Source organism: Brevundimonas sp. (assembly GCF_023259385.1).
In the GTDB taxonomy this organism is placed as follows: domain Bacteria; phylum Pseudomonadota; class Alphaproteobacteria; order Caulobacterales; family Caulobacteraceae; genus Brevundimonas.
Genome location: NZ_JAHFPF010000008.1, coordinates 14,043 through 29,840 on the forward strand (window position 1 = coordinate 14,043; position 15,798 = coordinate 29,840).

Sequence of the window (15,798 nt, forward strand, 5' to 3'; positions counted from 1 at the left end):
ATCCTTCATGCCGGGCGGCAGCCGAACATGGCCAAATCGATGCTCTCGGCCATCAGACGATAACCTTCATCGCTCGGATGAAGGCGGTCGTCGCGGCTGGTCCCCTCGCGGAAGCCCTCCGGTTTGGCCGGGTCGCGGACAGCGGCGTCGAAGTCGATCACCCCGTCGAACACCCCGTCCTCGCGGATGAAGCGGTTCAGCGCCTGCCGCGTGCCCTCGGACACCGGCTCATAGCGCTCGGAGCCCTCGAAGGGCGTCAAGGTGCCGCCCATGACGCGGATATTCCGGTCATGCAACCGACTGACCACCTGACTGTAGCCGAGGATCATGTCCGCCGGGTGTCGTCCCGGGCGGGCCGGATCGCCGTTGTGACGGATGTCGTTGATGCCCTCGAGCAGGATCACATAGTCGACCTGCGGCAGGGCCAGGACGTCACGGTCCAACCGCGCGAGGGCGGAATGGCTGCGGCCGTGGTCCATCAGCCTATTACCGCTGATGCCCTGGTTCAGCACGACGATCCGGCCCGGGCAGGTCGCCTCGAAGCGGCGCGCCAGAAGGCTGGTCCACTCCCGGTGCGCGTCCAGCGTCGCCGTCGCCCCCTCGGTGATGGAATCGCCCAGGGCGACCACCACGGTCGGGGCGCTGTCACGCTGGGCGTAGACGGCTGAGATGACGTTCTGACGGCGGACGACGCGGGCACTGTCCGGCACGTCGCCACGCCCCTCGACGATCCGCACCGGCGTGCGACGCACGGCCGGCTGGGTCGCCTCCGGGAAGTGGATGCTCAGTGATATGTCGCCGAACGCCGGCACCGTCAGCGCGACCGGATCGCTGATCCAGGCCGCCCCGACCGGGATGACCACCTCGCTTCGGCCGCCGAAGGTGACGGGCACGACGGCGCCTTGCCCGTTCGTCAGGCGCGCGGACAGGTCGTCGAGGTGCAGAGGGGCGACGCCCAATTCGTTGGTGACACGGAACCGCAGGGCGGTCGCCGAAGTCCCCATCCGCATATCCTGACGCACGGTCTGTGCGTTGAACAGCACCGGCGCCTCGGGCGTTCCGTCCTTACGGTCCGGAGCCGCCGAAGCGGTCCAGGCCGCGACCCAGACCGGCTCGCCGGAAGCGGCCTGGGCTCGGACCGGGCCGGCCGCAAGGACCAGGGCGGCGGCGCACGCCACGGCCGTCATCATACCACGCATCGTCAGCACCCCTCGGCGTTCAGGATCAAGAGAAGAAGGTTCCGCCGTTCACGTCGACGTTGGCGCCGGTCATGAAGCCGGCCGCGTCGGACGCCAGGAACACCGCCGTCGCGGCGGCTTCCTCAGGACGCCCTTCGCGACGCAGCGGCGTGCCGTTCGCCACGGCCTGACGGACTTCGGGCTTGGTGAAATCGTCATGGAAACGGGTCGAGATCATGCCGCAGCACAGGGCGTTCACACGAATGCCCCTGGGGCCCAGTTCCTTGGCCATCGAGCGGGTGAAGGTCATCACAGCGGCCTTCGACGTGGCGTAGATCGCCGCGCCGGGACCGCCGCCGTCACGGCCAGCCAGCGAGGCGAAGTTCACGATGGCGGCGCCCGCCTCCATGTGCGGAACCACGGCCTTTGTGGTCAGGAAGACCGACTTCAGGTTCAGGTCCATGACCGTGTGGAAGAAGCCTTCGTCGATCTCGGCCAGCGGCTTGCGCGCCACCATGCCGCCGGCCGTGTTGACCAGCACGTCGATCTTGCGGCCGAAAGCAGCCTGGGTCGCGGCGACCAGCCCGTCCACGGCCGCGGCGTCCGTGACGTCGGCGCGGTGCAGGATCGCTTCGCCGCCGGCCTCCTGGATCAGGCGCAGAGTTTCCTGCGCGCTGGCTTCGTCATTGGCGAAGTTGATGCAGACCTTCGCCCCCTCAGCCGCCAGTTGAAGCGAAACGGCCCGGCCGATGTCGCGGCCGCCACCGGTGACGATGGCCACCTTGTTCTTGAACGTCATGTCTGTCGTGGTCCTAAGGGAAGAAGGGATTGGAAACGCTGTCAGGCCTGGTCGCCCGGAGCCCGGGCGCCGGACGTCTCGCTGTCTGGAGCGTCCAGCTTCCGGACCGGTCCGGTGATCCACCAGATCGCGATCAGGCTCAGCGGGATGAGCGACGCCACCAGGATGAAGATCGGGGCGTAGGAGACCTTGGTCATCGTCGGCACCAGCCAAGTGGTGATCAGGGTCCCGGCCACGGCCGCCATGCCGCCGACGCCGGCCAGCGACCCCACGGATTTGCCGTGGAACAGGTCGCCCGGAATGGTCTGGATGTTGCCGATGGCGACCTGGAAGCCGAACAGAACCACCGCGATGGTCAGCACCGCCAGGGTCGGGTCGGTCGCCAGGACGGCCCCCAGCAGCGCCGGCGCCATGATGACGCAGCCCAGGGTAATGACCCACTTGCGGGCGCGGTCGGCGCTCCAGCCCGACGCGATCAGCTTGCCCGATAGCCAGCCGCCGGACAGGCTGCCGATCATGGCGCCGACAAAGGGCACCCAGGCGAAGATGCCGATCTGCTTGATGTCGAAGTTGAAGGTCTCGGCCAGATAGATCGGCAGCCAGGACACGAACAGCCACCAGATCGGGTCCAGGAAGAAGCGCGAGAGGACCAGGCCCCAGCTCTGGCGATGGGACATCATCTGCTTCAGCGTCGGGGTGTAGATCGGACCGACCGGGCCGCCGGCGTCGGCCGGGGCGTCCAGGATCAGGACCCGTTCGGCCTCGCTGACCCAAGGATGCTTGTCCGGACCCGCGCGGTAGATAACCAGCCAGGGCAGCAGCCAGATGAAGCCCAGGGCGCCGACAAGGATGAAGGTGCCCTTCCAGCCCAACCACAGGAACAGCAGGGCGATCAGCGGCGCCGAGATGATGGCGCCGATCGAGGCGCCGGCGTTGAAGATGCCTTGGGCGAAGGCGCGTTCCCTGGGGGGGAACCACTCTGCGTTCGCCTTGACCGCGCCCGGCCAGGCGCCGGCCTCGCTGACGCCCAATACGGCGCGGAAGACGCCGAAAGAGGTGATCGAGTTGGCGACGGCGTGCAGGGCGATCGAAATCGACCAGACCCCGATCGACAGGGCGAAGCCCATCCGGGTGCCGATCTTGTCGAACAACCGGCCGAAGACGAACTGGCCGGCCGCGTAGAACAGCATGAAGACGGTGACCAGAAGAGCGTAGTCCTCCTTGGTCGCGCCGATGTCGTCGGCGATCTCCGGCCACATCACCGCCAGGGCGTTGCGGTCGATGTAGTTGATCACTGTGGCCACGGCGATGAGGCCGATGATCAGCCACCGCACTGCGGATCGTTTCTGCATCACTCTCGCACTCCCGTCACGGGTCGGTCGCCTGCGCGCCGGCCTCTCTATCGATCCAGTCGGGCCCAGGGGCCGCTCCAGCGCCAGGTCTGCCCGTCGGCCGAGACCGAATGGGCCACGCCCGCCGTCACATCGTCGGCTATGCCCAGGGCCAGGGTCTTGCCCGAGGCCAGCGTCAGGACGATCACCTCCGCCCCGTCGCCGCGCACCCGTTTGACGTCCTGAATGCGGCTGTCGGCGCCGGTCACCGTCTCGGCCGTGCCGTCGTAGCGACCGTGCGGCTCGAGCACGCCGAAGAAGGACACCTCGGACTGGCCGTCGACACGCTGGATCAACAGCGGCTCGCGACGCAGGTTGAAGCTGGGGTCGTTGGCGCCGCTTTCGGCGAGGATGGCGCGCGACGGCGCGCTGGCTCCGAAGCGCCAGGTGTAGAAGCGGCCGTCCAGCAACCAGGTCAGGCTTCGGGTCTGTTCCGCCGCCGCCGTGGAGGCGTCGACCCACAGGTGCTGATAGCCGTCGGCGCGACCGAGCACCGGCCGCTCGGCCACGGCCCGTTGAGCTTCGAAGCCGACGTTCATGATGTGGCCGTTGTAGTGCAGCGGCAGGTCGAACCGCGCCGCCGTCGAACTGGTGGCCCGCAACAGGTCGATGACGATGGGCAGGCCCAGATCCGGATGCTCGACCAGCGCCTGGGTGCGGGTGAAGACCACGCCGTCATAGGCCCCCGTCTGGCGAGCGGAAACGATCTGGGTCCCCTCCCCCGTTCCGAAGAACAGCACTTCAGGCGCCCGATCCTCGCCGATGCGCCAGTCGCCGCCGAACTGGTTGCGTTCGTTCACCACCAGGGTGTTGTGCGCGACGGTCGCCTTGGCCCAGCTGTTGTTCTCCGGCAGATAGATGCCGCCCGCCTTGGCCTCGATGTTCAGGAACCGCGCGGCGCCGTAGTCGGTCACCACCCGCTGGCCGTTGTCGTAGAAGAGCCAGTTCAGCTTGTCGAAATGGCCGTGGCCCATGCCCATGGCCGTGGCCTTGAACACCAGGGCCTGACCGTCCTCGCCGTTCTCGCGCAGGATGCCCAGGCCGCCGTGCGCGCCGTCGGCGCCGTCGCGCAACAAAATCGAGCGGAAGTCGAACGGACGCGCCCGGCCCTCCGCCACGCCCTGGGCCACGCGCAGGCCGTCCGGCGACAGCAGGGTGCGCCCTTGCCGCTCAGCGATGGACAGCAGGCCGGAGTCCTGCGATCGCGCATAGGCGACGGCCACGCCGGTCACCAGTTCCTCGGTGTCCAGCCCCTTGTCCAGGATCGCGTCGTTGATGGGGATGAAGTAGCCGCCGTAGCTGGACTGGATCACCGCGTCGACGGCCTTCAACAGCACGCCGTCACGGTGGTGGAAGATGCCGCGTTCCGGGTCGTTCTGTTCGATCGTCCGCGCGAAAATGATAAAGGGCGCCAACGCATAGCGCTGATAGTACGGCCCTTCCTCGTAGTAGCCGTCCGGCGAGAACAGTTGATTGATCTGGGCGATGAAGCCGGCCGAGCCATCCCTTTTGAGACCCATCAAGGCCTTCTCGGACATCTCGGCGTCGCGCAGGACGTAGCCGGTCATGCCGACGGCGGCGACGGCCCAGGTGGCGTGGTTGTGGATGCGCTCGAAATTGTCCGGCGTCTCGTCCGACAGGAAACGCGCCATGCGGCGGAAGACCTGGCCGTCGATCTTCTCACGGTCCTCGGCGCTCAGCGTCTCGCGGATCGCGTCGTAGCCCTGGATCGAATAGACCAGCCAGACGGAGTCGTTCAGCGTCTGCCAGAAGATGCGGCCCGGAATCTGGCCGCGCCCGGCCGGGTGGGCGCCCAGGGTCGGATACAGATCGGCGTACTTCAGCAGCAGGTCGCGCGCGAAGTCGGCGTAGGCGCGATCGCCGGTCAGGCGGTACAAGGCCCCGGCGTTATAGATCGCCTGATAGTTCCGCTTGTGCTGTTCATGGGTATAGCCGCCGCCCGGATCGCGCGGGACCGGCACGTCGATCTCGCGCCCCATGGCGGCGCGCACCATCCGTTCGACGCGCGCCTGCTCGGCGGCGAACATGGGATACTGACCGCCGGCCTCGGCCATGCGCCGCCAGTCGTCGGGACTGGTCAATACGGGCGTCGTCGCCGTCCGGACCTGGACCACGGCGGACGGGACCGCAGCGGCTGCGGCAGGCGTCGCGCCGGTCACCGCTCCGGCCAGCAGCAGGGCCGACAGGGAAAGCCTGAGGATCATCACAAAGTCTCCGGCAGGACCGCCACCGAGGCGACGTCGGACTCAAGCGGCGGCGTGCGCACCAACTGGTTGTCGCGAACGACCAGTACGGGTTCACCGACACGATGGCTGAAGCGAATGGCGCCGCTGTCGGTCAGCCGGTTGCCCCTGACCTCGGCGAACTGGACCCCGCGCATCAACAAGGCGGGGGTCGTGACGGACCCCGCCTTGTCGAAGACCGCGTCGGTCACCGACAGGCGCGGCCCAAAGGTGCTCTCGTCCGTACCGCCGCGATACAGGTCGACAACCGGCCCGCCGACCCGGCGAAAGGTCCCGCCTTCTATCCGGATCATCTCGACGTTGTAGGTCCCACGGTCGTCGGTTTCGGCGGCGGCTGAAACGACCGCGCCGCTGACGTTGTCCACCGTGACGCCCTTGAGCAGCACCCGATCCGCCATGCTGCCCTTGCCTAGGGCGACGACATCGAACCCTCGATTGACGATCAGATCCGAGACCCGGCTGTCCTCGACGATGATCTCGAAATTGGCGGCGTTCGAACCGGCCGCGACTCTGATCACCGCATTGCCGACCTCGTCGGGCGCGTCGCGCCCGGTGACGGCCACCCGCGACAGCTTCAGCGAGCCGCCTCGTTGGAGTTGGAACAGCGCCGGACGGGAGAAGGAGATCTCGGCCTCACCCTCGGCGGGTCCTCGCACCGTCAGCGGGGCGTCGACGAGGATGGTGCGATCGACCGAATAGCGTCCCGCGGCCAGGGTCAGTACAGCGCCGGGCGCGGCGGCTTCGGCCGCATCGGCCAGAGCGCCCTCGCCGGGCGGCACCGCCACCTCCCCGCCGGTGTCCAGACGGGGTTGCTGGCCGTGCTTGGGATACCAGTCCACCCCCGTGCCGCCCCGGGCCACGATGCGCAGGTCCCGCGAGGCGCCGACGCCGTCAAGCCCGTTCGGGACCAGAAGCCCGCCGGGTCCGCGGGTTAGGGTGACCGCGCGGCCCTCGAAGCCCCGGGTCAGGCTGTCCGATACCGCCGGGCTCTGGATGTTTCCCGCGAAGGCGATGCCGGACAGATCGCCCAGAACACGTACTGGATCGCGGCGGCCGTCCGCGGCGACGATCAGGTTGTTGGCGAAGCGGCTGTTGATCGGCGCGGCCGACCGCTCCTCATCCATGCCGGCGCCCAGGAAGATGCTGCGCGCGCCGATGATGGTGTTGTTCTCGATCACCGCATTGTCCACCTGATGGTAGCGGTTGATCGGCGAGTCCGGCACGCCGTACATGATGCTGAAGGCCGAGCCGAAGCCGTCGCCCGCCAGGCCCTCCATGTAGTTGTTCCGGACGGTCTGGTTTCCGTTGATGATGCGTATGCCGCCGGTGTGCGGCTTGTTTCCGCCGATGAAGACGTTGGACTCGACCAGATTTCCGGCGCCGTGGCGCAGCACCAGGGCCCCGCGCGACTGGAAGAAGACATTGCCGCGGTAGGTGTTGCCGCCCGACTTGTTGGAGACGATCTCCACCTCGCCGTCGCAGCCCTCGAACCAATTGTTCTCGACCACGGTGTTCGATGCCGACAGGGAGTCGGCGCTGGAGCCGACGCGGATCGTCTCGCCGCCGTTCGAGCCCAGGTTCGGGCGCGGGCCGAAATAGTTGTGGTCGATGCGGTGCCGGTTATCGAGCCCCTGCTGCTCGTCGCGGACGACGACCAGGGTGGTGCCCAGATTGGTTTTGCCCGTCAGATGGTTGTGGTCGAAGCGATTGTGCGAGCCGTACAGGGCCACCCAGTTGTCAGAGGTCCCGCGATCCGGCTTGTTGAAGCCGTCGATGACCACGCCGGTGACGCGGCTCTCCACCGCGCGACGATCCCGCGAACGGCGGAACGAGATCACCTCGCCGGTCGGTGAGTAGCCGTCACGAAAGACCAGGTTCGACACCACCAGCTGCCGACCGGCCATGCGCAAATTGGATTGCCCCGACAGAATGACCCGCCCCGGCGTCTGGGCCGTCAGGGTGATGGGGCGACCCGGCTGCCCCTCGGCGTCGAACAGGATCTGGAAGTCGGTCCATACGCCGTCCGCCAGGACGATGGTGTCGCCCGGTTTCGCGGCGCGAACGGCCCGCTGATACGCCTGCGGATCGTTGACCACGATCGAGGTCTGGGCTGTGGCGGCTCCCGCCCAAAGCAATACGGCCGCGACGGCCGCCCATCTGGCGAACATTCTCGCCTCCCATTCGGTCCGGCTTGACGCGGACTCGCTGACGGCTCTGCGGCCGACAGGGTGACGCTAACAGTAAGAACCGGCCGCGCCAACCACTTGGTTCTGAAAAATCGGTATAGATTACAGACCAATTGGTCCGGTGGATTGTCGCTAGACTGCTCGGGTGCTGATCAGGAACCGTTCGCGGCTGGCCGCCGTCTGGCGTTCCAGCTCCTGCTGCGCCTGGGCCGCGCTGGCGTCTAGCATGGCCGATAGAAGGCGGTTGAAGTGGGCGCGCATGGCGCGCCGGGCGCCCGACGGATCGCGCGCCTGAAGAGCATGGAGAATGGCCATGTGCTCCTCGACCCGGGAGGAGTCGTCGATCTCGCAGATCGCCTTGTGAGCGGCCATCACCTGCGGCTGCTCGGTCCGCATGCGCCACAGGGTTTCAATGGTGTGCAAAACGGCGACATTGTTGGCGGACGCCGCGATGACCCGGTGAAACTCCCGGTCGGCGGCGTCGGCGTCCAGGTCGGGATTGCTCCCGTCCATCGACCGGACAAGATACTCAAGACGCTCCAGCGCCTCCGGCGTGATCACCGAGGCAGCCAAGGCGGCCGCTTCGGATTCGAATAGGGAGCGGGCCTCCGTCACCTCGAAGGGACTGACGGTCGGCAGGGCGTGGGGGGCCGCGACGCCGCAAACGAAGACGCCGGAACCCGTCTTGATGACCAGCTTGCCCTGGGCCTGCAGCGCCACCTCGGCTTCACGCACCGTGACGCGGCTGACGCCGAACTGCTCCGCCAACTCGCGTTCGCCCGGCAGCTTCGCGCCAGGGCCGTAGCCCTCATCCGCGATCAACTGCAGGATCTGTTCGGATACGGTATGGAATAGGCGCTTCTGACTCATACGTGCAGCCTAGCCGAACCGGGGCGTCGGGCCAATCGGTCCGACACCCCTCGCTCGATCAGAACCTGCGCCGCATCGAGACGTAGTATTTGCTCCCGTAGGCGTAGTAGCCGCGGGTCGATCCCCACACCGGCATATCCTCGATGCGCGGTTGATCGGTGATGTTGATCGCCTCGAACTGCAGTCGGGTGTCGCGGCCGAACTGGTAGCTGGCCCGCAAGTCCACCGTTCCCGCCCCGTGGACGTAGCGCAGCTGCGAATTGCCGCCGACGAAGTCCTGATAATAGTCGGAGCGGTACTTATAGATCGCCTGCAGATCCAGGTCGCCGATCTGGTAGTAGATCTGGGCCGACAGAACGTCCTTGGACAGACCCGAAAGACCGGCGGGCGGGATCATGCCCTCGGTCACCACCCCCGTCGCGGCGTCGATGACATCGCCCAGGCGGACATCCTCATTCTCGAAGTCCAGGTCGGCGTAGCTGTAGCTGACCTTGATCCCCAAGCCGTCGAACGGCGCCGGCAGGCTTGAGAAGCGGTAGGCTCCCGTGACCTCGAAACCCAGCAGGGTGCTTTCGTCGTCGCTGTTCTCGGTCTGGACGACCGGCACGGTGACCGATTGGCCATCGATGACGAAGGTCTCGTCATAGGCGACGGGCCGGAAGCCCCCGGTGAACTGCTTGGCGTATACCGCCAAGGCGAACATCGAGTCGCGGTTGGCGTAGTATTCCAGCGACAGGTCCGCGTTCCACGACATCAGCGGCTCGAGGCGCGGGCTGCCGTTGGCGGTGATGTTGCGCAGGGCCTCGGCCACGTTCGAATAGTCCGCGCCGCTGTCGACGGTGATGATCCGCCCCGCGCCCAGGGCGCTCGGCGCCGGACGCGACATGGCGCGGAAGAGACCGCCACGCAGCAGCAGGTCGTCCTTCAGCTCGAAGGTCAGGTTCAGACTGGGCAGCCAGCGCGTGGTGCCGTGCTCGATGACCGTTTCATCGAACTCGCCGGTCGGGACCAGGCTGATCGTGCCGTCGCCGTTGTCCACCACGTTCAGATCGGCGCGCAGGCCCTTGGAGGCGACCTGCGTGTCCACGACACGCAGACCGACATTGCCGCGGAACGGCAGGTCGCCGGCCATGCCGGCGAAGCTGGCCATGCCGTAGCCGGCCCAGACGTCTTCCGAGACGTCGCGGTTCTCAACGGCGCGGATGTCGAGCGGCAGGCCGGTGTCCGGCACCCCCGAATAGGCTTCGAACAGACAGACGGCGTCGAAGGTCGCCCATCGTTTGATGCTGTTCGACGACGAGCTGTCCAGGAAGTCGGTCTGCGGGAAGGCCGTACGACACAACAGGTTGGCGGCGCGGTCCACCGCGCGATCGTCCTGGGTGAACTCGACCCGATTGTCGAAGTCCTTGAACGTCATCGTCGAGTAGCGGACGCCGGCGTCAAAGGCGGTGAAGAACCCGTCCGACGGTTCATAGGTGGCGTCGAACCGGCTTGCGAAGATCTCGTGATCGCGCTGGCTCTGGTCGCGGCGGATGCGGGCGTCGTCGCTGAACAGATCGTGGTTGGTGATGTCGAAACGTGGATCGATGGTGAAGGTCGGCACCGGACCGTTGCGCAGATCCATGGTGTAGGGCACCCGCTGATTGTTCATCGGGGTGCGGACGCCGTAGATGTCCAGCGGATCCGAGCGCAGGCGAACATTGCGGTCGGTCTCGTTGCGCAAGGTGTGCGACCAGGACACGTCGCCCCTCAGGGTCAGGGACTCGTTCACGAAATACTCGACGTTCAGACCCGCGCCCTCATAGGTCTCGGAACGGTTCTTGAAGGTCGAGTTGGTCTCGATGGAGCTGTTGCCGGTCACGGCCAGCAGCACGTGGTTCTCGTCAACGACCCGATTGGTCAAGCCGTAGCGGCCTTCCGAAATGCCCAGCTCGTTGCGCCGCTCGTTGTAGGAGCGATCCGAGTACTGATAATCGAGGTTGAGGTTCAGGCGGTCGTTCGGCCGCCACTGGATCGCGCCGAACCAGGCGTCGCGGGTGTCGTCTTCCTCGATCTGACGGAAGATGTAGCTGTTCGGAACCAGATAGAAGGGCGTGCCGGCCGCGGCCTGGGCGCGTGACACCTCGGCGCAGTTGCCGGTTTGGGTGGTGCTGGCGTTACAGGCCACCCAGGTCGAGCTGGCGTTGTAGACCTCTTCCGGATTGGTGACGTCGTTGCGCTGGAAGCCCAGCGACAGGCCGAGCTTGCCCAGACCGCCCAGATCGAACTGGTCCACGAAGCTGAGGGTCCCCCGATAGCCCGGGGAGGGCTCGTTCAGCAGCCGATCCTCATAGGGGTTGTAGTTGATCTTTCCCTCGATCTGGATGCGACGTCGGTTGAAATCCAGCGGCCGCAGGGTGCCGAGTTCCACCAGGCCGGACACGCCGCCCTCGATCAGATTGGCCTGCTGGGTCTTGTAGACCTTGATCTGGTTGATCAGTTCGGAGGGGAACTGGTTGAAGTTGACCGATCGGTCGCCGCTGCCGTTGGAGGCCTCGCGACCGTTGAAGGTGGAGGCGCCCAGGAACGGCCCCATGCCGCGAATGGCGATTTCAGATGCGCCGCCCTTCTCGCGGTGGGACGCCGCGCCGGTGATGGTCTCGATCGCCTCCCCCACCGACAGGGCCGGCAGATCACCGATTTCATCGGCCGTCAGGGCGTCCACAATGGTGGCTTCCTGGCGCTTGGTTTCTATGGAGGTCTGCATCGTGCGGCGGGTGCCGGTGACGACGACCTCGTCGAGGGTGGTGTCCTCGGTGACGACCGGGGCGTCCTGGGCGAAAGTCGGCGCGGCGGCCGCCCAACAGATCGCCGACGCACCCGCCAGCAAGATCGACCGACCACGCGCGACTACGCGCGGCCTCCGCGCGCCAAAGCAAACCTGCATGCGGCCCTCCCTTGAGCCTTTTGTTTTGTTGGCCCGAAGCTTCCTTGGGCGGACCACTAAGTCAAGCCAGTTGGACCGGTCTTTTAGAATTTATAATATACCAATTGGTTCGCTTTCTGCGCATCGATACGCCGAAAGGCGCTTTGCGGGGACCGGTTCAAGCGAGCGTTGCAGGACAGCCACGGTAGGCGCGTCCGTCGGGCGTCGGTCGTGGCGCAAGGTCGATGCCGGGGGACGGCTGGCGACGCCTTTCACTCCCCCAACATGCCGGCGGCTATCCACCCACCAAAGCAACGCCGCGACCTAGAGCGTAAAATGACGGCGCGATTGCGCCATGGAGCGGACCTCGGCGCCGCAGCCCCCCAACGGGCCGCTTCTACTCAAGTTGCCCTGCTAGCGTCGCTTCACCACACAGATAGTTTCGGGCCGAAATCCAGCGGTCTCGCAGAAGCGCCGCCCGCAATCGTTGCTCGCGAAAACATCCAGCGCGACACGGCTGAAGCCTGTGCCCTTCGACCATGTCTCGGCCGCCCGCAGCGAGCTCAGCTCACGAGGAAACGGCGGCCTGTCGATTTGACATTGATTTCAATGGACCGGAATCGCGAAAGCCGGAGAAACCGACAACCGCGTGTCGGCTTTTCCGGCTCCAGATCTCCGTCTCAGCCCATGCCGGCCGCTAGCGCGGCCCCACCGCCGGGCAACCCAGCCCGCCTTCGTTGCTGATCAGGCCGATCTCCGCGACCGACACGCGCTGGTTTTGCCCTGATCGAAGCAGGAACGGCGTTTCCAGAGCCGCCACGCCCGAACCATCCCCGTCGAAACAGGCCAGCGGAATCCGGATCGAGCGCCAGACGCCCGGACGGGCGTCGCGCAATAGCGGCGCGATGTCGGTGCGCGCCCGCCCGAAACCGAGCTCCAACGGTCCGGAAAGCGGCCCGTCGAGACGGATCGAGAATCCCAGCACCATGTCGCCGTTACGTTGTCGGGACAGATCGACGGGCGGTCCCGTGATCAGGGCTTCGGCCGGCCCGCTGAACGTCAGGCTCATCGCGCTTTCCTGCGCCGCGCCGTCCGTCGATCGAACCTGCAAGGCGCCGCGCGGGCTGGTCGCGGCCAGAATGGCTCCCGCCCGACTGTCGCCGCCCTCGTCCCGCAGCATCAACGACCAGGGCGACTGGACGCGGCCGTCGGTGAAGTAGCGATCGACATTGCTTCGGCTGACGGTCACGCCGGGATCCTCGGACAGCGCGCCGGTGCGGGCCGGCGCCGCATAGCTGAGGCCGTAGCCATAGGCGAACTGCGGCGCATAGTCCGGCCCGCCCACGTTCAGGACGTCCTGGCCCGCGTCTCGCGGCCAGGAGAAGGACAGACGGCCCGTGAAGTCGAACGGCGCCCGGCCGTCGGGACCCGCGACCAGCACATCGGCCACGCCGGCTCCTTCCGTGCCGGGCAGCCAGGCCGCGACGAAGGCGTCCGAGGCGTTGATCTCCGGGTTCGTCCACAGCGGGCGTCCGCTGAGGAAGATCGAGACCGTCGGAATGCCGGCCGCCTTGTAGCGGCGCAGCAAGGCCAGCGGCCCCTCGGGTTCGAAGTCGAGGGTTTCGATATCGCCCTGGAATTCGGCGTAGGGCGTTTCGCCGAACACGACGATGGCGACATCCGGCCGGGCGGCCCATGATCCGTCCGCACTCAGTTCGGCGGCGCCGCCGCTCGCCTTCACCGCGGCCTCGAGCCCCGCCCAGATCGAGACGCCGCCGGGGAAGTCGGCGTTGGTCGTGTCGGCGCCCTGCCAAGTCACCGTCCAGCCGCCGGACGCCTGTCCGATGGAATCCGCGGCGTCGCCCGCGACGAGGACGCGCGCGCCGGGCCGGATCGGCAGCACGCCTTCGTTCTTGAGCAGGACCAGGGATTTCCGGACCGCCTCGCGCGCCAGGGCGCGGTGCTCCGCTGAACCGAGGATGTCGGTGCGCCCTTCAAGCGACCGATCGCGATCGAAGACCCCGAGCTTGATCTTGACCCTGAGGATGCGCCGCACGGCGTCATCGAGGCGAGCGGCCGGGATCTCCCCTGCCCGTGCCTGCGCCAAGGTGTTTACGTAGAGGTTGCGCCAGCTGTCCGGCGCCATGAACATGTCCAGCCCGGCGTTGATGGCTTCGGGGCAGCTTTCGTTGCTGCAGCCGGGAATCTGGCAGTGGGCGTTCCAGTCCCCCACGACAGAGCCCTCGAAGCCCATCCGCCCCTTCAGGACATCCGGCAGCAGCGAGTGGTTGCCCGTGATCTTCACGCCGTTCCAGCTCGAGAAAGAGGCCATGACCGTCAGGACGCCGGTGTCGATGGCCGGCACATAGCCCTGGGCGTGGAGGGCGATGAGTTCGGCCTCCGGGATCACCGCATCGCCCTGGTCGACGCCGTCCGTCGTGCCGCCGTCCGCGAGGAAATGCTTGGCCGATCCGGCGATGTGATCGCGCGAGAGAGACCGGCCCGCCACCAGTTCGCCCTGCAGGCCGCGCGTCATGGGTCCCGCGTAGCTGGAGACGATCTCCGGGTTCTCTCCGTAGCCCTCGTACGAGCGGCCCCAGCGGTCGTTGCGCGGCACCGCGAGGGTCGGGCCGAACGTCCAGTCCGCCCCCGAGGCGGCGACTTCCTGGGCGGTGGCCGCGCCGATCCGCTCGATCAGGCCCGGGTCACGCGCCGCGCCTAGGCCGATATTGTGGGGAAACAGGGTCGCGCCGACGATATTGTTATGGCCGTGGACGGCGTCGATGCCGAACATCAGCGGAATGGCCGCGCCGGGACGGTTCGCCGCCGCCGCCCGGAAGGCGCGGGACAGGGCGACCCAGTCCGCCAACGGCGCCCGTTCGTTGCCGCCCGGGGCCGAGTTTCCGCCCGCGAGGATCGATCCGATCGGATAGGTCGCCAGATCGGCCGGCGTCACGGAGCCGATGTCGGCCTGGATCAGCTGGCCGACCTTCTCCTCGATCGTCATGTGGGCCAGCAGGCCGTCGATCATGGCCTCCGTGCGCGCGTCCGTGATCGCCGCCGGGCTGGCCGCCGCGGGCCATACGGCGGGATCGGCCGTGGCGCTCTCGATGTTCTGAGCCTGGGCTGTCAGAGGCGCGCAACCCGAAAGAACGGCCGCCAGGGCGGCAGCGCACAGAAGCGTTCGGCGGGACACGGACATGCTGAACCTCGAGACGACGCGATACTGAAAAAAGCGGCGACGCGTCCAAAGGACCGCGTCGCCCCAGTTCAGGAGATTAGAAGTTGGCGCGCAGGCGCAGGCCGGCGGTCCGCGGCTGGTTCAGGAACAGGACATTGACGACCTGATCGGAGACCAGCTGCTTTTCGACGACGGTCTCATCGAACAGGTTGTTCACATAGCCCTCGATCCGGTAGCGGCCGCTCGACGGCTCCCAACCGGCGCCGATGTTGACGGTGACATAGCCCTCCTGGCGCGCCCAGAAACCGCCCGCGCGCGCGTCGGTGCTGCGCAGGTACGGGCTCGAAAGGGGGGCGTTCGGGTTGATGGTGGTCCCGGCGACCGACGCCTTGAAGGCGTCATAGGCCGCCTGCCCCGCCGGATCCGCCGGCCGCGCGGTGAATTGGATCACCGGCAGCTCGTTGTAGATGTTGAGGTAGTAGGACGAGCGATAGTTGGCCAGCAGGTGGAAGTCCGCCCTCCCCCCGAACAGGTCGACGGTCTGCTGCAGATGGGCGTTCAGGTTCACCTTGGACACGTTCGGCAGGTCGTTGCCGCCGATATCGACGTTGAAGTTCGGCGTGCCGTCCCCGTAGTCCGTACCGCGGGTGTCGGTCAGCGCGCCCTCGTCCGCCTGGGCGTCGATATAGGAGCCGATGAGGTCCAGACGCATGCCGAACGGCAGGTCGAAACGGGTTTCGATTTCGAAGCCCTGGATGGTCGACTGGGCGACGTTGATGTTCTGCTGCGAGAAGCCGGCGCTGGCGCCGCCGGGACCGCTGCCGAGGGACACCAGCGTCTGGAACACCTGGTCGGCATAGTCGTACAGGAAGATGTTGGCGTTGACGTCGATCCGGCCGCTGGCGGGGCGGAAGGTGTTCTTCGTCCCCAGTTCGAACAGGGTCACGGATTCCGGCGCGAAGGTCGGCGCCGTCGATACGCCGTTGATGACGATGGTGTCGTTGAAGCCGCCGGACTTGTGGCC

The 15,798-nt window shown here is 67.0% G+C and carries 9 protein-coding genes; all 9 read right to left on the reverse strand.

The window, feature by feature from the left end:
* Window positions 1-5: 5 nt before the first annotated feature.
* Window positions 6-1,199 carry a GDSL-type esterase/lipase family protein gene (locus Q0C81_RS01075; protein WP_291832391.1) on the reverse strand — a complete coding sequence of 398 codons (1,194 nt, stop codon included), beginning with the start codon at window positions 1,197-1,199 and terminating at the stop codon, window positions 6-8.
* Window positions 1,200-1,224: 25 nt separating this feature from the next.
* Window positions 1,225-1,977: an SDR family NAD(P)-dependent oxidoreductase gene (locus Q0C81_RS01080; protein ID WP_291832393.1), complete on the reverse strand. Its 753-nt coding sequence runs from the start codon at window positions 1,975-1,977 to the stop codon at window positions 1,225-1,227.
* Between the two features lie 41 nt (window positions 1,978-2,018).
* Window positions 2,019-3,329: an MFS transporter gene (locus Q0C81_RS01085; RefSeq protein WP_291832395.1), complete on the reverse strand. Its 1,311-nt coding sequence runs from the start codon at window positions 3,327-3,329 to the stop codon at window positions 2,019-2,021.
* Window positions 3,330-3,376: 47 nt separating this feature from the next.
* Window positions 3,377-5,593, reverse strand: coding sequence for an alginate lyase family protein (locus Q0C81_RS01090; protein WP_291832397.1), 2,217 nt, complete (start codon window positions 5,591-5,593; stop codon window positions 3,377-3,379).
* Window positions 5,593-7,800, reverse strand: a complete 2,208-nt coding sequence (locus tag Q0C81_RS01095; protein WP_291832399.1) for a polysaccharide lyase 6 family protein — start codon at window positions 7,798-7,800, stop codon at window positions 5,593-5,595. The genes Q0C81_RS01090 and Q0C81_RS01095 overlap by 1 nt, the downstream gene beginning before the upstream one ends.
* Window positions 7,801-7,950: 150 nt before the next feature.
* Window positions 7,951-8,688: a FadR/GntR family transcriptional regulator gene (locus Q0C81_RS01100; protein WP_291832401.1), complete on the reverse strand. Its 738-nt coding sequence runs from the start codon at window positions 8,686-8,688 to the stop codon at window positions 7,951-7,953.
* A gap of 58 nt (window positions 8,689-8,746) precedes the next feature.
* Window positions 8,747-11,557 carry a TonB-dependent receptor gene (locus Q0C81_RS01105; protein WP_291832403.1) on the reverse strand — a complete coding sequence of 937 codons (2,811 nt, stop codon included), beginning with the start codon at window positions 11,555-11,557 and terminating at the stop codon, window positions 8,747-8,749.
* A 733-nt stretch (window positions 11,558-12,290) separates the two neighbouring features.
* Entirely contained in the window at window positions 12,291-14,795 is a 2,505-nt protein-coding gene (locus Q0C81_RS01110; protein ID WP_291832404.1) for a glycoside hydrolase family 3 protein, read from the reverse strand.
* A 76-nt stretch (window positions 14,796-14,871) separates the two neighbouring features.
* A partial coding sequence (locus Q0C81_RS01115) for a TonB-dependent receptor (protein ID WP_291832406.1) occupies window positions 14,872-15,798 on the reverse strand: 927 nt, incomplete at its 5' end.

Bases quoted from the DNA above. Each gene is read 5' to 3' on its own strand.
- Q0C81_RS01075 (WP_291832391.1), bottom strand. From the start codon at position 1,199: ATGCGTGGTATGATGACGGCCGTGGCGTGCGCCGCCGCCCTGGTCCTT.
- Q0C81_RS01080 (WP_291832393.1), bottom strand. From the start codon at position 1,977: ATGACGTTCAAGAACAAGGTGGCCATCGTCACCGGTGGCGGCCGCGAC.
- Q0C81_RS01085 (WP_291832395.1), bottom strand. From the start codon at position 3,329: ATGCAGAAACGATCCGCAGTGCGGTGGCTGATCATCGGCCTCATCGCC.
- Q0C81_RS01090 (WP_291832397.1), bottom strand. From the start codon at position 5,593: ATGATCCTCAGGCTTTCCCTGTCGGCCCTGCTGCTGGCCGGAGCGGTG.
- Q0C81_RS01095 (WP_291832399.1), bottom strand. From the start codon at position 7,800: ATGTTCGCCAGATGGGCGGCCGTCGCGGCCGTATTGCTTTGGGCGGGA.
- Q0C81_RS01100 (WP_291832401.1), bottom strand. From the start codon at position 8,688: ATGAGTCAGAAGCGCCTATTCCATACCGTATCCGAACAGATCCTGCAG.
- Q0C81_RS01110 (WP_291832404.1), bottom strand. From the start codon at position 14,795: ATGTCCGTGTCCCGCCGAACGCTTCTGTGCGCTGCCGCCCTGGCGGCC.